The 19,743-nt window shown below is 28.3% G+C and carries 16 protein-coding genes and 2 tRNA genes; all 18 read left to right on the forward strand.

Features of this window, described 5'->3' with window-relative positions:
• Positions 1 to 95 precede the first annotated feature (95 nt).
• A complete protein-coding gene (locus tag AACH12_RS01145; RefSeq protein ID WP_338536254.1) occupies positions 96 to 2,129 on the forward strand; it encodes a methyl-accepting chemotaxis protein in 2,034 nt (677 codons plus the stop codon).
• 202 nt (positions 2,130 to 2,331) lie between these two features.
• Positions 2,332 to 2,889, forward strand: coding sequence for an aminoacyl-tRNA hydrolase (pth, locus tag AACH12_RS01150; RefSeq protein WP_338536255.1), 558 nt, complete (start codon positions 2,332 to 2,334; stop codon positions 2,887 to 2,889).
• Between the two features lie 2 nt (positions 2,890 to 2,891).
• Positions 2,892 to 6,383: a transcription-repair coupling factor gene (mfd, locus tag AACH12_RS01155; protein WP_338536256.1), complete on the forward strand. Its 3,492-nt coding sequence runs from the start codon at positions 2,892 to 2,894 to the stop codon at positions 6,381 to 6,383.
• Between the two features lie 34 nt (positions 6,384 to 6,417).
• Positions 6,418 to 7,428, forward strand: a complete 1,011-nt coding sequence (locus AACH12_RS01160) for a peptidylprolyl isomerase (protein ID WP_338536257.1) — start codon at positions 6,418 to 6,420, stop codon at positions 7,426 to 7,428.
• Positions 7,429 to 7,637: 209 nt separating this feature from the next.
• The gene (locus tag AACH12_RS01165; RefSeq protein ID WP_338536258.1) at positions 7,638 to 9,245 is read left to right on the forward strand and encodes a putative polysaccharide biosynthesis protein; all 1,608 of its coding nucleotides are present in this window, start codon (positions 7,638 to 7,640) and stop codon (positions 9,243 to 9,245) included.
• A 1-nt stretch (position 9,246) separates the two neighbouring features.
• Positions 9,247 to 10,716 carry a bifunctional methyltransferase/pyrophosphohydrolase YabN gene (gene yabN, locus AACH12_RS01170; RefSeq protein WP_338536259.1) on the forward strand — a complete coding sequence of 490 codons (1,470 nt, stop codon included), beginning with the start codon at positions 9,247 to 9,249 and terminating at the stop codon, positions 10,714 to 10,716.
• A gap of 76 nt (positions 10,717 to 10,792) precedes the next feature.
• Positions 10,793 to 11,092 carry an HU family DNA-binding protein gene (locus tag AACH12_RS01175; RefSeq protein ID WP_422388910.1) on the forward strand — a complete coding sequence of 100 codons (300 nt, stop codon included), beginning with the start codon at positions 10,793 to 10,795 and terminating at the stop codon, positions 11,090 to 11,092.
• Between the two features lie 122 nt (positions 11,093 to 11,214).
• Positions 11,215 to 11,457, forward strand: coding sequence for an RNA-binding S4 domain-containing protein (locus tag AACH12_RS01180; RefSeq protein WP_338536261.1), 243 nt, complete (start codon positions 11,215 to 11,217; stop codon positions 11,455 to 11,457).
• Between the two features lie 56 nt (positions 11,458 to 11,513).
• On the forward strand, positions 11,514 to 11,825 hold the full coding sequence (locus AACH12_RS01185) for an FtsB family cell division protein (RefSeq protein WP_338536262.1): 312 nt from the start codon (positions 11,514 to 11,516) through the stop codon (positions 11,823 to 11,825).
• Positions 11,826 to 11,925: 100 nt separating this feature from the next.
• Complete coding sequence (locus AACH12_RS01190; protein ID WP_338536263.1) at positions 11,926 to 12,432, forward strand: S1 RNA-binding domain-containing protein; 507 nt, start codon at positions 11,926 to 11,928, stop codon at positions 12,430 to 12,432.
• A complete protein-coding gene (locus AACH12_RS01195) occupies positions 12,419 to 13,357 on the forward strand; it encodes a Ppx/GppA phosphatase family protein (protein WP_338536264.1) in 939 nt (312 codons plus the stop codon). The genes AACH12_RS01190 and AACH12_RS01195 overlap by 14 nt, the downstream gene beginning before the upstream one ends.
• Before the next feature lie 171 nt (positions 13,358 to 13,528).
• A tRNA-Asp gene (locus AACH12_RS01200) sits at positions 13,529 to 13,605 on the forward strand.
• A gap of 5 nt (positions 13,606 to 13,610) precedes the next feature.
• Positions 13,611 to 13,686 (forward strand) — tRNA-Thr (locus AACH12_RS01205).
• 106 nt (positions 13,687 to 13,792) lie between these two features.
• Positions 13,793 to 14,164, forward strand: coding sequence for a hypothetical protein (locus tag AACH12_RS01210; protein ID WP_338536265.1), 372 nt, complete (start codon positions 13,793 to 13,795; stop codon positions 14,162 to 14,164).
• A 164-nt stretch (positions 14,165 to 14,328) separates the two neighbouring features.
• Positions 14,329 to 14,868, forward strand: coding sequence for a ribosome hibernation-promoting factor, HPF/YfiA family (gene hpf, locus AACH12_RS01215; protein ID WP_338536266.1), 540 nt, complete (start codon positions 14,329 to 14,331; stop codon positions 14,866 to 14,868).
• Positions 14,869 to 15,008: 140 nt separating this feature from the next.
• Positions 15,009 to 15,602, forward strand: coding sequence for a DUF5317 family protein (locus AACH12_RS01220; RefSeq protein WP_338536267.1), 594 nt, complete (start codon positions 15,009 to 15,011; stop codon positions 15,600 to 15,602).
• A 199-nt stretch (positions 15,603 to 15,801) separates the two neighbouring features.
• Complete coding sequence (gene secA, locus AACH12_RS01225) at positions 15,802 to 18,480, forward strand: preprotein translocase subunit SecA (RefSeq protein WP_338536268.1); 2,679 nt, start codon at positions 15,802 to 15,804, stop codon at positions 18,478 to 18,480.
• Positions 18,481 to 18,622: 142 nt separating this feature from the next.
• Positions 18,623 to 19,742 (forward strand): peptide chain release factor 2 gene (gene prfB / locus AACH12_RS01230; protein ID WP_338536269.1). Its coding sequence is split into 2 segments (ribosomal slippage): positions 18,623 to 18,697 and positions 18,699 to 19,742, totalling 1,119 coding nucleotides; the frame shifts between segments, so codons are not numbered across the junction.
• The last annotated feature ends 1 nt before the right edge of the window (position 19,743 follow it).

Here is a 19,743-nt window from a genome sequence, read left to right on the forward strand (position 1 = left end):
AAACAAAATAGAATTATTTAGAAAAGTTGATTATTATTTATTATTATGTGTATATATATAATACGATTTTAATTAATAATGCGGGAGGGAAGTTTATGTCAAAAGATAAAGTGAAGCAAAAGAAAAGTCATAAGAGCAATATAAAGGGAAGAGGACTTGGTTTTAGAATTATTAGTGTATTTATTATTATTATGGTAGTAGGAATATCTGCTATTGGTTTTACAGTTTATAATAAAACTAATAAAATACTTAAAGAGAATTTAATTGATACTTCAAAAGCTACAACAAAAAGCATTGACGATTCTATTAAAAATTACTTGAATGAATTTAGTTTTATTACTGGGTTTATGAGTGATGATGCTAATGTTCAGCAAGTTTTATCGTATCCTGATTCTAAGAAGTGGATGTTAAAGTCATTTGAATCTATTGCAAAAAATGAACCAGATTTAATGAATGTATATATAGGGACTAGAGATGGTCAAATGCTTCTTTATCCACAAGTAGATTTACCTGCTGACTATGATCCAAGAAAAAGAGGTTGGTATGAAGCGGCTGTAAAAGCAGATAAGCTTATTTGGACGGATCCATATGTGGATGCATTTACGGGCGATATGGTAGTTACAGTTGCAAAACCTGTGTATAATAAATTTAATAACAATAAATTTGTTGGGGTTGCAGCACTTGATATAAGTCTTAAAACTCTTGCAGAAAATATGAATAAAATAACAGTAGGGGAGAATGGTTATGCAATTTTAGTTGATGGTAATGGCATAACTATGACTCATAAAGATTCTAAAGTTATTGGAAAACCCATACCTGTAAAAGAACTTGCTGAAGCAATGAAAAAATCAAATGAAGACACTGTAGAATACACTTATAATGGCGTTGAAAAGATAGGTATATTTGATACAGTAGTTGGCCCTAGATGGAAAATTTTAGTTGGACTCGATGTAGCAGAAATAAACGACGACTCTGCTAAAAATTTAAATAACATAATAACAGTAGGTATTATTACTCTTATTATTGGATTAATCATTTTCTTATTATTTGCTAAGAGAATTACAAATAATATTAAAAAACTTTTAGATAATATGGAAGATGTTAAAAAAGGAGATTTAACAAAATTATTTAATGTAAGTTCTACTGATGAACTTGGAGCTCTCGCTGGATTTTTTGAAGACACTTTAAAAGAACTTGGAAATTTAGTTAAAAACATTAAAAATGTATCACATGAACTTACTTCAAATGCAGAAAATTTAGCTGGAACATCAGAGGAAGCAAGTGCTGCAGCAGACGAAGTTTCAAGAGCGTCAGAGGATATTGCAAAAGGTGCTCAGTCTCAGGCAGAGGACGCTGAAAGAGGCGCTGAAATTGCAAGAGAATTAGCTGATAAGTTAAATGTACTTGGTGATAATATTAATGCGGTATATGAAGGTATAAAAGAAGTTACAAATGCAAATACTAAAGGATTTGAAACTATAAATGAATTGACTGAGAAGAGTAATATAAGTAAAGCAACAAGTGACAAAACGGAGAAAGTTGTTAAAGAACTTGAAGAAAAAACCAATGATATAGGTACTATTCTTGATGCAATTAGCGCAATTGCCGTTCAAACTAATTTGCTTGCACTTAATGCTTCTATTGAAGCTGCAAGAGCTGGAGAACATGGAAGAGGTTTTGCAGTAGTAGCAGAAGAGATAAGAAAGCTTGCAGAAGAGTCATCAACTGCTGCTGATCAAGTAAGAGAAATTGTTACAAATATTCAAGCTGATAGTAAAAATGCGGTTGAGAGTGTAAGTCAAATGAAAGAAATTTCAGATGAACAATTAACTGCAGTTAAAGGAGTAAATGATGCATTTGATATGATTACAGTAAGTGTTACTGAAATTAGTGGATCGGTAAACCAAATAGTAGAATACAAAGATATGATAGAAGAAAACAAAAATGGTTTGCTTGAAGCTATTGAAAACATATCAGCCGTATCAGAAGAAACTGCGGCAGCTTCAGAAGAAGTAAATGCTTCTATGGAGCAACAAACATTTGCAGTAGAAGAAGTAGCAAAAGCTGCTGAAAAATTAAATGAAATTGCTTTAGAATTAAATACAGAAATTGATAAATTTAAAATTTAGTGCGATTGATTTTTAGCTTTAGATAGATTCAAAGTCATTGGATAAAGAAACTAAAAGAACTGGTTTGTAAGAAAAATTACAAGCCAGTTTTTACATTTTTATAATACCTAATTAGAAAGATTGTTTTTACTTTTGATATAAATTTTACTATAATGAATATGATTATTTTAATAGTAATGCTGACCTTAAGTTGGAGGAAAATATGTATATTGTAGTTGGACTAGGAAATCCTGGAAAAAAATATTCCGGAACAAAGCATAATATAGGTTTTGAAACTATTGATTATATGGCTAGAAAATATGACATTAAAGTCATTAAATCAAAGCACAAAGCGCTTATAGGTGAGGGTATAATAGAAAATGAAAAAGTAATATTTGTAAAACCACAGACTTTTATGAATTTAAGTGGTGAATCAGTTATGAAAATAGTAAATTACTATGATATTCCACTTGATAAGTTAATATTAATATATGATGATATTGATACAGAACTTGGTAAAATTAGAATTAGAAAAAAGGGAAGTGCTGGAACACATAATGGTATGAAAAATATTATATATTTACTTAATGATGATAACTTTACGCGCATTAGAATTGGTATTGGAAAACCAAGTAGAGACTTAGTTGACTATGTACTAAGTGGGTTTAAAAAAGAAGAAATTCCCTTGATTGAAGAAAGTGTAATTACGGCATCAAATGCTGTTGCTTCGATTCTTAAAGATGATGTTGATAAGGCGATGAATTTGTACAATAAGAGGTAAAGATGAAAAAAACATTTTATAATTCAATTAGTAAATCAAAAGAATTTTTAGAAATAAATAAGAGTTTAAAAGAAGGAATTTCACCGATATATTTACACGGTCTTTGGAGTTCTGTTTCAGCACATCTAATTTCAGCGATTACTAATAAGGGCAAGAAAAACACTGTAATTATTGTTAGCGACGAAATAGAGGCGAAATTAATAGAAGATGATTTGAAAATGTTTTATAAAGACGTTTATCGTTTCCCGCATCGTGAGATTACTTTTTTTGATTCATTTGCTCATTCAAGACAAATTGAAAATAAAAGAATTGAAACAATTAACAATATAGTTATAGGAAGTAAGGGTATTTTCATTTTAACTATAGATTCAATAATGCAAAATGTTTCATCAATAGAAAAATATAAAAATAGTATACTTTTTGATTTTTCATCTACTTATGATTTGGAAAAATTACTAATAAAACTTATTGAATTTGGTTATGAAAGAACAGAGTTAGTTGAAAGCTTAGGACAATTTTCTATAAGAGGTGGAATTCTAGATATTTATTCACCAATGCACGAATTTCCTATAAGAATTGAATTTTTTGATGATGAAATTGACTCAATAAGATATTTTGATCTAACTAATCAACTTTCTATTGATAAAATAGATGAGGCCATTATTTATGTTGCAAGAGAAGACATTCTTTTGGAAAAAGAGAAAATTAAATTAATTTGTGCTTTAGAAAAGATAAGTTCAAAAGAAAAAACAAATGCTAAAGTTAATGAATTACTCGATAATTTGAAAAACAATATAGTAATTAATAATTTAATTAATTATATAGGTTTAATAGATGATGAAAAAAATACAATTTTAGATTATTTTGATAATGATTCAATTGTATTTTTTGTAAATCCACTAAAAATAAAAGAAAAAGCAAAATTTATAAGAGAAGATTTCGTAGAAAATTTCAAAAATAATTTAGAAAATAAAAAAGCTTTTAAAGAGCAATCAGAAATTATCATGAATTTTGAATTCATAGTAAAAAAAATATTAAAACATAAAGTTGTTGCTCTAGATACAATTAAAAAACAAATTAATTTCTTGAAATTTGAGGAAATACTAAAATTTAATACAATTGAAGCGCCGCTCTACCACAGTAAAATGGATAATTTTTGTAAAGATATTGAGAGCTTTAAATATAGAGGCTACAAAATAATAATAGTTTTAAATGGAAATGAAAAATGTGAACGATTTAAGGTAGAATTAGAAGATAGAGGAATTACGGCTAATGTTGATTATGAATTCTTTAATGAAATTTTAACATCTCAAATCACAATAGGATCAGGCGAATTACGAGAAGGATATATTTTAAGTACTTTTAAGTTAATAGTATTAACCGAAAAGGAAATTTTTGGTTTAGATAATTCAAGAAGAATACGAAAGAAGAGAAGCAAAGATAGAATTATTAAAAGTTTTAATGAACTTACTGTTGGAAGCTATGTTGTTCATGAAAATCATGGTATTGGTAAATATATAGGTATAGACCAGCTTTCGGTTGATGGAATGAAAAAAGATTATCTTAAAATTAAATATTCTGGAGAAGATTTTTTATATATACCAGTTGAGCAAATGGATTCTCTGCAAAAATATATTGGATCAAATGAAGATAAAACAAAGCTCAGTAAAATGGGTGGAAGCGAATGGAAAAAAAGCAAAACTAAAGTAAAAAAAGCAATTGAAGATATTACTGAAGAGTTAATGAAACTTTACTCTGCAAGAAGTAAACAAAAGGGTTTTGTTTTTAGTAAAGATACAGAGTGGCAAAATCAATTTGAAAGCATTTTTCCGTATCAAGAAACTGAGGATCAACTTAAATGCATAGAAGAAATTAAAAGTGATATGGAAAAAGAACTTCCAATGGAAAGATTACTCTGCGGAGATGTTGGTTATGGAAAAACAGAAGTTGCTATCAGAGCTGTTTTTAAAGCAGTAATGGATTCAAAACAAGTTGCTATTTTAGTACCTACAACAATTCTTGCCCAGCAACATTATACAAACTTAGTAGAAAGATTTTCTAAGTTTCCTGTAAGAGTGGATATGCTTAGTAGATTTAGAACAAAAAAACAACAAGATGTAATAATTGAAAATGTAAGAACTGGTGTTGTTGATGTAATAATTGGTACTCATAGAATTCTTTCGAAGGATATGGAATTTAAGGATCTTGGATTATTAATTATTGATGAAGAACAACGATTTGGAGTTAAACATAAAGAAAAAATTAAACATTTAAAAAAATCGGTTGATGTGCTTTCTTTAACAGCAACTCCTATTCCAAGAACTCTCCACATGTCTTTAATTGGAATAAGGGATATGAGTGTTATTGAAGATCCACCGTTGGATAGATATCCAATACAAACCTATGTTGTTGAATTCGATGATAATTTAATTGCTGAAGCTATTAGTAGAGAAGTTTCAAGAGGTGGACAAGTTTATTTTGTACACAATAGAGTAAACGATATTGATAAAATCACTCTTAAACTTCAAAGTATGGTTCAGGGAGTGGATATTAGGTATGCTCATGGTCAAATGAGTGAGAGAAAGTTAGAAAAAATTATGATAGATTTTACCAATAAGGAATTTGATGTTTTGGTTTGTACTACTATTATTGAAACAGGACTCGATATTGCAAATACCAATACTATAATAATAAATAATGCAGATAAAATGGGACTTTCTCAGCTATATCAACTTAGAGGGAGAGTGGGAAGAAGTAACAGAATTGCCTATGCTTACCTTATGTATCAAAAGGATAAGGTTCTTACTGAGGTAGCTGAAAAAAGGTTAAAAGCTTTAAAAGAATTTACTGAACTTGGAGCGGGTTTTAAAATATCTATGAAGGATCTTGAAATTAGAGGTACTGGTAATATACTAGGTTCTCAGCAACATGGGCACCTTGCATCAATAGGGTATGAAATGTACTGCAAAATGCTCGAAGAATCGGTTAGCGCAGCAAAGGGAGAGATTGTAGTAAAACCAATTGAGACACTTGTTGAATTTAATATTAACGCCTATATACCAGATGATTTTGTAACAGTTGAAGAACATAAACTGGATTTATATAAAAAAATATCTTCAGTAAGAGGTAGGGAAGATTGCAATAAAATTGAAGAAGAAATAGAAGATAGATTTGGAACGTTGCCGCAGTCAGTTTATAATCTAATAGAAATTTCCTATGCGAAATCACTTGGTCAAACTTTGAGAATTTTAGTAATAAGAGAAAGTGATGATGGATTTAGCTTAAAACTTGATCAATCAACTCCTATTGACCCTAGAACTATAGAAAAATGCTTTGATGAATTCAAGTATAGAATGAAGTTTAATGTTGGCGGAAAACCATACATTAAATATAGATATATAATTCAAAAACAGACAAAAGTTCAAAAGTTAAAAGAGCTAATTAATGTACTTGAAAAAATCAATGGTTTTCAGTTTGATGATTTTGTACTATAATAGGATTTGACCAAAAAAATAAGGAGTGGATTAAATGAGTTTTAAAAAGAGTAGCATTATGCTACTAGTGATAGTTTTGTTACTAGGAGTAGCTTTAGTAGGATGTCAATCAAATACATCAAAAGACGAAAGTAATGTAAGTAAAACAGAAAATGTTGCAATTGATGATAATACAGTTGCAATTGTAAATGGAGAAGCAATTTCAAAAGAAAAATTCAATAAGAGTTTTGCTTTGATTGAAAAAAATTACAATGATTTGTACGGAGATACTATATGGACTACAGAAGTACAAGGAAAAACTGTAAAACAAATTGTAAAAGGTGAAATTTTAGATAATTTAATTACAGAAAAAATAATTGTTGACTTCACAAAAGATACTGGTTTTGTTCCAAGTGAGGAAGATGTTAATACTTCATATGGTAAATTTGAAGATTCAATTAAAGAAAAAGATGATATGAAATTATTTTATGAAAATAATGGCATTGATGAAACTTTTATAAAAAATGAAATAAAAGCACAACTCTTTAACAATGAATTTAAAAGATTAATTTCTGAAGATACTAAATTAAATAGTGATGAACTAGAAAAATTATATAAAACTTATCCAGTTCAGGTTGAAGCAGCTCATATTTTAGTTGACACAGAGGAAACTGCTAAAGAAGTTATGACTAAGCTAAAAGCAGGAGAAGATTTTGCTGCTCTTGCAAAAGAGTATTCAAAAGATCCAGGTTCGGCAGAAAAAGGCGGAGAACTTGGATATTTTCCAAGAGGGGTAATGGTTCCAGAATTTGAAAATGTTGCTTTTTCAACACCTGTAGGTGAAACTAGTGATATTGTAAAATCTAAATTTGGATATCATATAATTAAAGTTGAAGGTTTAAAAACTGTTCAAGATATGATTGATGGTGGTAGTAGTGATGCAGAAATTCAAACTTATAAAACTTCAATTGAGTCAAATGTTGTAAAAGAAGCATATGATAAAAAAGTAGAGTCTTTAAAAACTCTTGCTAAAATACAAAAAAACGATAAAGTAGTAAATGAATAAATTAAATTTATTGAATTTTAGGGCAAACTCAACTAATTATTTTATTAGTTGAGTTTGCTTTTTTCTGTTATTAACTAATATATAAAATTAGATTACAATAGTGAAATCTAACTATTAAAAACAGAAAAATTCTGATAAAATCAATTTGTGATAATAAATATTATGATTACATATAAATAGAGATATAAACTATGCATTTGGGGGATTTAATGAGTAAGAAAAAATCAAATTCTTTTGTAAAAGGGGCTGCAATACTTGGAATTGCAGCAGTTGTAATAAAATTAATGGGAGCATTTTTTAGAATACCACTTGGTAATATGATTGGTGATATGGGTATGAGTTATTATCAAAGTGCTTATCCTATATATAATTATTTGCTAGTTATTTCTACAGCAGGTATACCAACTGCTATAGCAAAAATAATTTCAGAAAAAATTGCACTTGGTGATCATTTAGGAGCAGACAAAGTTTTGAAAACTTCTTTGTCTATGATGTTAATAGTAGGATCTATTTTTGCATTATCTCTAGTAATATTTTCAGGAAATATTGTTTCTTATGTTAAAAATCCTAATGCCATATATTCAATTTTAGCTATAACCCCTGCAATATTTTTTGTTTCTCTAATGTCAGTTTATAGAGGATATTTTCAGGGATATCAACATATGGAGATGTATGCATGGTCTCAAGTAGTTGAACAGTTTGTAAGAGTTAGTGTTGGTTTTTTTCTTGCCTATATACTTCTTTCAAAGGGTGTTGAATTCTCAGCTGCGGGTGCAACATTTGGAGCAACAATAGGTGCTATTTTCGGAAGTATAGTTATTATATATATGTTTAGAAATTTTAAAAAGAAAACTAATTTTGATATAACAGATAAATTCCGCGAAGAGACGAGTGGCGAAATTTTAAAAAACCTATTTAAAATTGCAATTCCTATAACTCTTGGAGCATCGATTTTACCTATTATGACAATTTTTGATCTTGCTATAGTTATGAGAAGATTAACATCAGTTGGCTACACAGTAGTTGAAGCAAATAGATTATATGGACAATTAACTGGATATGCGCAGACTGTAGTTAATTTACCACAAGTAGTTACTTCTGCTGTTCAAATTAGTATAGTTCCAGCAATATCGAGATTTGCTGCATTAAAAGACGATTTTAAAAGGAATCAAACAATAGAAGTTGGCTTAAGACTGGCTGTTATTATTGGTCTTCCAAGTTCTGTTGGACTTGCACTACTTTCAGGTGGAATTATGAGACTTTTATATCCATATCAAATAGAGATAGCTTCAAATATTGGAGCTATTTTAGGGATACTTGGTTTTGGCGTTGTATTTTTATCAATTTTTCAAATAACAACAGGTATACTTCAAGGACTTGGAAGACAAAAACTTCCTGCCTTAAATCTTTTTTATGGAGCAATTTTAAAATTAATTCTTAGTTATACATTGGTAGGAATAAGAGTACTCAATATAAAAGGAGCTGCAATAGCAACAGTTAGTGCATATGGATTAGCTGCATTATTAAACTTTGTTTCAATGGCAAAAGTTTCGAAGTTAAAAATTAATTATGAAAAATTGTTTTTTAGGCCTCTTGTAGATGTATTTGCTATGAGCGTTGTAATTGAAATAATAAAATTTATAGTATCGCCATTTTCTGATAGACTTGCAACACTTCTTGCAGTTTTTCTTGGAGGATTTACATACTTAGTTATGCTTTTTGTTACAAAGACTATTTCTGATGAAGAACTAAAAATAGTTCCAGGTGGACTTAAACTAAAAGAAATTGGAAATTTTGTAAACAGTTGGAGGAAATAAAATGTCACAAATTACAGTTGTAGGAATAGGACCAGGTGGAGATCAGTATTTAACGATTGAAGCCTTTAAAATTTTGAAAAATAAAGATAAAAATTACTTTAGGACTATTAAGCATCCCATTGTTGAAACTTTAGAAAAGGATGGTATTACTTTTGAAAGTTTTGATGAATACTACGATAAATATGAAGAATTTGATCAAGTATATGAATCTATTGCAAATAAATTAATAAGTTTAGCAAAATCTGATGATATAGTTTATGCAGTGCCTGGAAATCCTTTTGTTGCAGAAAAAACAGTTGAGTTATTGATTGAAAAAGCAGAAAAATTAGATGAAATAACTTTGGAATTTGTGCATGGAACAAGTTTTATAGATGCGATTATTACATCTATAAAAAAAGATCCTGTTCATGGACTTAAAATTTTAAATGGACTTGAGCTTGATAAATACAAAATTGATGTTGATGTTGATAGCATTATTATTCAAACTTACGATAATATAGTTGCATCAAATGTTAAATTAAAACTAATGGAATATTACAGTGATGATCATATAGTTACTGTAATTAGAGGTGCTGGTATACCAGGTGTTGAAAAAATAGTTAACGTTCCTCTTTTTGAGATGGATAGGCTAGATATTATGGATCATTTAACTTCTGTTTTTGTTCCAAAAGAAAGTAAAGAAGTAAATAGAAAATATTTCTTTGAAGATTTGATTAGTATTATGAAACGTTTAAGGTCTATTGATGGATGTCCTTGGGATAGAGAGCAAACACATAAGTCGCTAAGAGATAGTTTGCTAGAAGAATCATATGAGGTTATTGAAGCTATTGAAGATGACGACTTATATCTACTAGAAGAAGAACTAGGAGATTTACTTCTTCAAATAGTATTTCATTCGGTTATAGCAAATGAAAATGGATACTTTAATATTCATGACGTAACTACAGGGATATCAAAAAAATTAATAAATAGACATCCTCATGTCTTTGGAGATATTGATGTTAAAGATTCAGATGAAGTTCTTAAAAACTGGGAAATAATAAAAAAAGAAGAAAAAAACGAAAAGACTACAACAGATTCTATGAAAAGAATAGCTAAAACACTTCCTTCATTAGTGAGAGCAACAAAAGTTCAAAAAAAAGCAAAAGAAGTTGGATTTGACTGGGATAAAGTTGAGGATGCAATTTTAAAAATTACAGAAGAACTTGATGAATTTAATGAGATAAGAAATCGTGGTAATCATAATAGAATAGGTGAAGAATTAGGAGATTTATTGTTTTCTGTTGTAAATGTTTGTAGATTTTATAAAGTAAATCCTGAATTTGCACTAAAAGAAACTACTGAGAAGTTTATTAGAAGATTTAACTTTGTAGAAGATAGTATTTTAGCGAAAGATGGAAAAATGGAGGAAATATCTCTTAAGGAACTTGATAATTTGTGGAATAAGGCAAAAAAACAAGAAAATTTATAAGAAATTTCAAAAAAAGCTTGAAAAATGGGGTCATTTCAATATAAGATAGAAATAGCTAAACAAAAGCTATTATATTATTTATCGAGGAGGTTATACTGTGAACAAAGCTGAATTAGTTACTAGTATGGCAGAAAAGACAGGTTTAACAAAAAAGGATGCTGAGGCTTCTTTAAACGCATTTATGAAAAGTGTTGAAGAAACTTTAGTAAGTGGAGAAAAAGTTCAATTAGTTGGATTTGGTACTTTTGATGTTAGAGATAGAAAAGCTAGAAAAGGTAGAAATCCTAGAAATCCTGAGCAAGTAATTGATATACCTGCTTCAAAAGCACCTGTATTTAAAGCTGGAAAGGCTCTTAAAGAGTTAGTTAACGCTTAATAAATACATATACAGCTAGGTTCCTAAAGTTTGCGTATGCTACTATTCGCTGCTATGGTGGGGATTTAGCTGTTTTTCTTTATTTATTGACGATTATTAATTTTAGAGGCATTGGAGGTACTATGAGAATTGATAAGTATTTAAAAATTTCAAGATTGATTAAAAGAAGATCAATTGCTAAAGATGCTTGTGATGCAGGAAAGATAGCAATTAATGGTAAAAAAGCTAAAGCTGGTAGTGAAGTAAAGGTTGGGGACAAGGTAACGATGACATTTGGAGAAAAAAGCATAGAAGTTGAAATTTTAATTATTAAAGAACATGTAAAAAAAGAAGAAACTAAAGATTTGTATAGACAAATTGGATAAGTTATAGACTTGCAGTTTAAAATAATAGAACTGTATAATACTTAAGGGATGATGCTATGAATAATAGAAAAAAATTTATTATAAGAAATAAATTAATAATAATATTTTTTGTTTTGTTTACTGTTTATATTTCTTATACTTTATACAATCAAAATATAAAATTTGATGAATTAAAAAAAGAAGAACTTTTTTATGATAATAATATTAAGAATTCAAATAAAAAGATTGAAGAAATTAATGAAGAAATAAAACAATCTGAATCACTTGATGCAATTGAAAAAATTGCAAGGGAAAAGTTAAATATGGTAAAACCAAATGAAATTATTTATATAATTCAAGATAGTGAAAAAAAAGAAGATAATAAATAAATTCTTTAATTGACATATATATTGTGGTGAATTATAATTTAATAAGTTGTATTATTATGGATAATAGGTTTTTCTAATTTTAAGGAGGAACAAAAAATTTATGGCTTTCGAAGTTGGTAGTGTTGTTGAAGGAAAGGTTACAGGAATTACAAATTTTGGCGCGTTTATTGAATTGTCTAATGGAAAGACGGGTTTATGTCATATTTCTGAGGTTGCAGATAATTATGTTAAGAGTGTAAAAGATCATTTGCAGGTTAATCAAGAAGTTAAAGTGAAGATAATTGGACTTGACGATAAAGGTAAAATGAATTTATCGATAAAAAAATCTGTAGAAAAATCAAATTCCAAAGCGAAGGCGCTAACAGATACTAAACGAAAAACAAATAATTATTCTAAATCTAATGAAAAATCAAATTATAAAAGCAACAAAAAATCTTTTTCTGCTAGACCTTCAAATGATTTTTCATCAAGAAATAAACCAAGAAAAGCTACAGGCTTTGAAGATTTACTTTCTGATTTTATCAAGGATAGTGATGATAAACAAAGAACCTTAAAGAAAAATATGAAATCAACTAGAAGAGGAAATGGTTTTAATGGAAAAAGGTAATAGTAACCACAAATATGCAGTAATTGATATTGGTTCAAATTCTGTAAGGTTGTTGTGTGCAAAAGTAAAAAATCAAAAAATAGTTGATTCGTATAAAAAACTTAGCATGACAAGAATGGGTTATAAGGTTAATGAAACTAAATTGTTATCAACTAAATCTATGGAACTTTCTTATAAAGCTATAAAAGAATATTATAAGAATTTATTGAAAGACAATTACAAGTTGGTAGATATTATTGCTACAAGTGCTGTAAGAGATTCATTAAATAAGAGTGAGTTTGTTAATATGTTTCAAAATATTGGCTTAAATATTAATATTATTTCTGGTAAAGAAGAAGCGCGTTTAGGGTATCTTGGAGTACTTTCAGGCATAGAGATTAATAATAAAAATATATTGATTATTGATATAGGTGGTGGATCAACAGAATTCATAGTTGGAAATAGTAGTGAAATATTATTTTCTGAAAGCATAGATATGGGTGCTGTAAGATTTAGCGAAAAATATATAGAATTAGAAATACCAAGTTTAAGAGAGATAAACAATCTTGAAGAAGATATTTTAGATAAGATAAATAATATATATGGAAAAATTATGGAGTTTAATCCTGAAATTTGTTTTGGAATAGGTGGAACTATTACAACTATGGGAGCTATTGATTTAAGCATGGAAAATTATGATAGCAATTTAATACATAATTACAATCTTAAATTAGAAAATTTGAATAAACAAATAGAAAAATTATCAAAAATTACTTTAGAAGAAAAGTATAAAATTCGAGGGCTTCAGCCTAAAAGGGCTGATATTATTTTTGCAGGTTCTAAAATACTATATCTTATTTTAAAACAGTTTAATTTTAATAAAATAACGATATCTGATTACGACAATTTAGAAGGAATATTAAAAGATAGAGGTTTAATTGTATAAAAAAGTAGCAAATAAGCAAATAATGTATTAAGTACAGGAAAGAATCGTTAAATATAAGATATTTATTTAAAAAGTATTAGTAATTCTATTGACAAAATACAGTTTTTCTTGTATTATTTATCATGTTGGTGTTGAAACGTATTCATTGTATACGTATCTTAATGCTACTATGGCCCAGTAGTTCAGTTGGTTAGAACGCTAGCCTGTCACGCTAGAGGTCGAGAGTTCGAGTCTCTTCTGGGTCGCCATATACGCCAGTGTAGCTCAATTGGTAGAGCAACTGACTTGTAATCAGTAGGTCGCGGGTTCGAGTCCCATCACTGGCTCCAAAAAATCTATTTCTTTAGGAAATAGATTTTTATTTTTTTGTTTATTGATTTGGTGATATACTTGTTTATAAAAGGTATATTATTTTTGATATTAACGAGGTGCACAATGAATAAACTCAATAAATTAATTGAACTTACAAGTATTAAGCTTCTATATTTAGAAGAAAAAGAGGAACTTTTAAGAAATAATTCTGAAAATGTCTCTACTAATAAAATTGACAAAAGGATATTAAAAATCGATTATGAATTCAATAATACTTTTTTTGATATAAAGAAAGAAAATAATATAAAAACTTTAGATGAACTTAAGATTAAATATTTTACTGAATTACAAGAATTAAAAAAAAATATTGATTTAATTATAAATATAGAGAAAAAAATAAATAAAATTAGTGCAAGTAATTTTTATAGAAGCAATTCAAATATAAGTAAAATAGATAAGGCACATAATGTTTATAAAAAAAATAAAAAATTTTAATAATGTGTTTATTCTTGTAAATGCAGGGTAACATATAAGTATCATAATAATAAGGAGGGGTTAAAAAATTAAAAGTTCATTTTGTTTCTTTTTTAAGAGATAAAATTGGATTTTATTATTTTTATGATACTAATAATTGGTAATTACCTAAAGGAGTTGGAGATATGAAAGTAAATGTAACTGGAAGAAATTTATCGCTAAGTGAGGCAATAAAAAATCATGTGGAATCAAAATTAGAAAAGTTTGATAAATTTTTTAGAAGTGATATAGAAGCACAAGTTACTTTAAGTCATAGTAAAAGAAAAAATAAAAACGTTCAAGTTATTGAGATATATATTCCACTTAAAAATGATGCAGCAATTAGGGTGCAAGAGGAATCAGAAGATATGTATGCTTCGGTTGATATGGCAATTGACAAATTGAACAAACAAATAGTTAAACATAAAACTAAACTAGAAAAAAGATATAGAGGACATGATACAATTAGATTTGAGCAAATTCCAACTTCGAAAGAAGAACAAGTTCTTGAAATTGTAAAAACAAAGAAATTTCCAGTAAAACCAATGGATCCTGAAGAGGCAGTATTACAAATGGAACTTCTAGGTCATGCATTTTTTGTATTTAGAAATGGTGATACTGAAGAAATAAATGTAGTCTATGCAAGAAAAGACGGAAAATATGGATTAATTGAACCTGGATTTTAATAGCAAAATTTTTTTAGAGATGCCTTTAAAGGCATCTCTTTTATGTTATAAAAAATAAATTAATTGAATTTTTTGTTTTTAATATGTAATTGTATTATAATAAAAATTGTAGTTAAATATATTTGGAATGAGAGGGCATAATGTATATAGAAGCTATTATTATAGGATTAATTATTGGTAAAATTAGAAAAGGTAGATTAGAAAATTTCGCAAATGTATATTTTAAGGGTCTTATTTTTATAATATTTTCTCTTGTTGTTGAAATTTCTCCTATTATTCTAAATAAATTTCATGTTTTATCAGAATATTATTACTTAGTTCCATTTATTTCAGTGATATTAATGATAATTGGAATTTTATTGAATATAAAAAAAAGTGGTATGAAATTTATTTTATTTGGAGCGATATTAAATATAGTAATTATGATATTAAATGGTTTTTATATGCCGATTAGCTATAAGGCACTCGAAATTGCTGGTAAAAAATCATTAATTTCGTATTTTGATAAAGAAATAATTATGGGATTTATCAATGCGGACCAACTTAGTGGATTAAAATTTTTCTTTAGTAAATTTATACCTATTCCCGCCTTTTATCCTCTTGCAAAAGTTATGAGCGTCGGAGATATACTTATTACAATAGGAATTATAATATTTGTACAAGCATCAATGATGAAATCTTCATTTGGGTTAAATAATAAAATGATTAGATTTTCATATAATTCAAGATTATAATAAATAAAGTTGAAAAAATCAGAATTTAGAAAAATTGAATTCTGATTTTCATAGTTTATTTATTTGTTTACACTTTTTACACAAATACGTAATTAAATTTCAATATAGTTCTTGTAAGGTTATGATATAATGATATTGGTAAATAATAAATAAATAATAAATAAATAATAAATTAATATATAAAGAGAGGATTTTGTTAATGGGAATAGTAAGTAAAATTATAAGTGGTTTCAATGATCGAGAAATAAAAAAATTATTTAAAACAGTAGATAAAATTGAAAAATATGATCAGCTAATGCAAAATTTATCAGATGAAGAGTTAAAAGACAAAACAATTGAATTTAAAGATAGAGTGAAAAAGGGTGAGAGTCTTGATGATCTTCTTCCTGAAGCATTTGCAGTAGTAAGAGAAGCTGCTGTTAGAACTCTTGGTTTAAAACATTATAGGGTACAGCTTCTTGGTGGGGTTGTTCTCCATAATGGTAGAATTGCCGAAATGAAGACAGGTGAAGGTAAAACTCTTATGGCAACTCTTGCAGCATATCTTAATTCTTTGGATGGAAAAGGCGTTCATGTTATAACTGTAAATGATTATTTAGCTAAAAGAGATAAAGAGTGGATGGGTAAAGTTTATAATTTCCTTGGTCTTACAGTCGCTTGTGTTATTCACGAAGTACAAGGTGAAGAAAGAAAAGCAGCTTATAGAGCTGATATAACATATGGGACAAACAATGAGTTCGGTTTTGACTATCTTAGAGACAATATGGTACTCTATAAAGAAAATAAAAATCAAAGAGAATTAAATTACGCAATAATTGATGAAGTTGATAGTATACTAGTCGATGAAGCTAGAACTCCACTTATAATTTCAGGTGAAGGTGCGAAATCAACTGATTTATATACACTAGCAGATAATTTTGCAAGAACTCTTAAAAATGAAATTGATTACACTATGGATGAAAAAGCAAAATCTGTAGTTTTAACTGACGAAAGTGGATTTGAAAAAGCTGAAAAATTTTTTGGTGTCACAAACTTAAGTGATCCTGAAAATATGGAAATTCAGCATCATGTTAATCAAGCCCTTAAAGCAAGAGTAATGATGAAAAGAGATGTTGATTACGTTGTAAAAGATGGCGAAGTTTTAATTGTTGATGAGATGACGGGTAGAATTATGCTTGGAAGAAGATATTCTAATGGTCTTCATCAAGCGATTGAAGCTAAAGAAGGTCTTAAAGTAAGAAAAGAATCTCAAACTCTTTCTACTATTACACTTCAAAATTACTTTAGAATGTATAATAAACTCTCTGGAATGACTGGAACAGCAAAAACAGAAGAAGAGGAATTCCTTCATATCTACAATATGGATGTTGTAGAAGTCCCAACTAATAAGCCAATAATTAGAGTTGATAAGCCTGATGTTATTTTTAAATCAGCATCAGGAAAATATAAGGCAGTTATTGAAGATATTATTGAAAAACATAGTACGGGTCAACCTGTTTTAGTTGGTACTATTTCAATCGAAACAAGTGAATATTTAAGTGGATTACTTAAAAAAAGAGGTATAAAGCATGAAGTGTTAAATGCAAAGCAACATGAGAGAGAAGCTGAGATAGTATCACAAGCTGGAAGATTTAATTCGGTTACTATAGCTACTAATATGGCTGGTAGAGGTACAGATATTGTTTTAGGTGGTAATCCAGACTTTATGACTGTAAAAGATATGCTTAAAATGGGATATGACGAAGAAATAATAAATTTAGCGACTAGTCCTTTAGAATATGATGATGAGAAAATTCATGAAGCAAGATCAACATATAATAAAATTTTAAAAGAACATAAAGAAATAACAGATAAAGAGGCTGAGAAAGTTAAAAGTATTGGTGGACTTCATATTATTGGAACAGAAAGGCATGAATCAAGAAGAATTGATAATCAGCTTAGAGGGCGTGCTGGTAGGCAAGGTGATAATGGCTCAACTCAGTTTTACATTTCCTTTGATGATGAATTAATGAGAATATTTGTAAGTGATAAAATAAAAGCAATGGTTGAAAAAATTGGAATGGACGACGAAACGCCTATAGAAGCTAATATTTTATCTAAATCAATTGAGGGTGCACAGAAGAAAGTAGAAGGTAGAAACTTTGGTATTAGAAAACACGTACTTCAATATGACGACGTAATGAATAAACAAAGAACAATTATATACAATGAAAGGGCAAAAGTACTTGAAGGTGAGGATGTAAAAGATCTTATTACTGGAATGATTGAAGAAATAGTTAAAAAGACTGTGGTTCTTTATACAGCTGAAGCTAAGTATCCTGAAGATTGGGATTTAAAAGGAATTACTGATCATCTACATCAATTTTTCTTAGCAAAAGATTATTTTGATGGAATAGATATTTTAGATATGACAACAGAAGAACTTGAAAAGAAATTATTAGAATATGCTTTTAATAAATACGAAGAAAAAGAAGAAGAAGTTACTTCAGAGAGAATGAGAGAACTTGAGAGATATGTACTTCTTAAAATTGTTGATTCTAAGTGGATTGATCATATAGATGCAATGGAACAATTAAAACAAGGAATTGGACTTCGTGCAGTTGGTAATGAAGACCCTGTTCGTGCTTATCAATTTGAAGGTTTTGATATGTTTAATGAAATGACTGAAAACATTCAAAGCGATACTGTTAGACTATTATATAATGTTAATGTAGAAACTGATACTACTAGAAAAAAAGTAGCTGTTATAACTAACGAAGGGCCCGTAGAAACTAAAAAACCGGTTAAAAGAGGCGTAAAAATTGGTAGAAATGATCCTTGTCCGTGTGGCAGTGGTAAAAAATATAAAAAGTGCTGCGGAGCCAATATAACATATTAAAATAAAGGGATTTTTAAAGTTTTAGAAGTGGTTTTTCCTTCTATTTAAGCTATAAAATACTAAAGAACGATATGAAAAAAAGTAGGGGCATATTATATGTCTCTATTTTTTAGAGGATACATATAAAGGGGTGAAAAGTTAGATGATACTATTTGAAAAATGCGTACTAGAAGCAAAAACACTTGATTCTAAACTTGAAGATTTGAGGGATTCACTTTGACATTGATTCAAAAGAAAATGAAATAAAAGAACTTGAAAGTAAAATGTTAAATCCAAAATTTTGGGATGATAATGAAAAAGCACAAAAAGTACTTCAAAGATCTAATAGTATAAAATTAAAAATAGATTTATATAATGTTCTTTTGGAAACACACGAAGATATAAATATTCTTATAGAAATGCTTTTAGAAGATGAAGAAGAAAATATGGTAAATGAATTAAATGAAAAAATAGAATATTTTAATAGTGAAATAGAAAAAAGTAAATTAGAATCATTATTATCAGGTGAATACGATCATTTAAATGCAATTCTATCTATTCATGCTGGAACAGGTGGGTTAGATGCTCAGGATTGGGCTGAGATGTTAATGAGAATGTACTCAAGATATGCTGATAAAAAGGGCTATAAAATTGAGATAATTGATTTAATTAGAGATACTGAAGCTGGTATAAAAACAGCAACTTTACTTATAAAGGGTTTAAATGCTTATGGTTTTTTAAAATCTGAAAAGGGAGTTCATAGGTTAGTAAGAATTTCTCCATTTGATTCTTCGGGAAAGAGACATACATCGTTTGCATCAATTGATATTATGCCAGAAATCGAAATGGATAATGAAGTATTAATTAATTCTCAAGATATAAAAATTGACACATATAGAGCATCAGGTGCAGGTGGACAGCATATAAATAAAACGGATAGTGCGGTTAGAATTACACATATTCCAACTGGAGTAGTAGTTCAGTGTCAAAATCAAAGAAGTCAGCATCTGAATAAAGAAACTGCTATGAAATATTTGATGGGAAAACTTATTGAATTAAAAGACATAGAGCAAAAAGAAAGAATTGAAGATATTCAGGGTGATTATTCTCAAATTGCATGGGGTTCACAAATAAGATCTTATGTATTTCATCCATATAATTTAGTAAAAGATCATAGAACGAATGTTGAAAATGGAAATGTACAGGCGGTTATGGATGGGGATATTAATCTGTTCATTGATTCGTATCTAGTGTATAAAATGAAGGAAAACCGAGGAGAATAGC

The organism is Helicovermis profundi (assembly GCF_033097505.1).
GTDB lineage: Bacteria > Bacillota > Clostridia > Peptostreptococcales > Acidaminobacteraceae > Helicovermis > Helicovermis profundi.

What these genes read in the sequence shown, in the direction of transcription:
- AACH12_RS01145 (WP_338536254.1), top strand. Translation starts at nt 96, where the DNA reads ATGTCAAAAGATAAAGTGAAGCAAAAGAAAAGTCATAAGAGCAATATA.
- pth (WP_338536255.1), top strand. Translation starts at nt 2,332, where the DNA reads ATGTATATTGTAGTTGGACTAGGAAATCCTGGAAAAAAATATTCCGGA.
- mfd (WP_338536256.1), top strand. Translation starts at nt 2,892, where the DNA reads ATGAAAAAAACATTTTATAATTCAATTAGTAAATCAAAAGAATTTTTA.
- AACH12_RS01160 (WP_338536257.1), top strand. Translation starts at nt 6,418, where the DNA reads ATGAGTTTTAAAAAGAGTAGCATTATGCTACTAGTGATAGTTTTGTTA.
- AACH12_RS01165 (WP_338536258.1), top strand. Translation starts at nt 7,638, where the DNA reads ATGAGTAAGAAAAAATCAAATTCTTTTGTAAAAGGGGCTGCAATACTT.
- yabN (WP_338536259.1), top strand. Translation starts at nt 9,247, where the DNA reads ATGTCACAAATTACAGTTGTAGGAATAGGACCAGGTGGAGATCAGTAT.
- AACH12_RS01180 (WP_338536261.1), top strand. Translation starts at nt 11,215, where the DNA reads ATGAGAATTGATAAGTATTTAAAAATTTCAAGATTGATTAAAAGAAGA.
- AACH12_RS01185 (WP_338536262.1), top strand. Translation starts at nt 11,514, where the DNA reads ATGAATAATAGAAAAAAATTTATTATAAGAAATAAATTAATAATAATA.
- AACH12_RS01190 (WP_338536263.1), top strand. Translation starts at nt 11,926, where the DNA reads ATGGCTTTCGAAGTTGGTAGTGTTGTTGAAGGAAAGGTTACAGGAATT.
- AACH12_RS01195 (WP_338536264.1), top strand. Translation starts at nt 12,419, where the DNA reads ATGGAAAAAGGTAATAGTAACCACAAATATGCAGTAATTGATATTGGT.
- AACH12_RS01210 (WP_338536265.1), top strand. Translation starts at nt 13,793, where the DNA reads ATGAATAAACTCAATAAATTAATTGAACTTACAAGTATTAAGCTTCTA.
- hpf (WP_338536266.1), top strand. Translation starts at nt 14,329, where the DNA reads ATGAAAGTAAATGTAACTGGAAGAAATTTATCGCTAAGTGAGGCAATA.
- AACH12_RS01220 (WP_338536267.1), top strand. Translation starts at nt 15,009, where the DNA reads ATGTATATAGAAGCTATTATTATAGGATTAATTATTGGTAAAATTAGA.
- secA (WP_338536268.1), top strand. Translation starts at nt 15,802, where the DNA reads ATGGGAATAGTAAGTAAAATTATAAGTGGTTTCAATGATCGAGAAATA.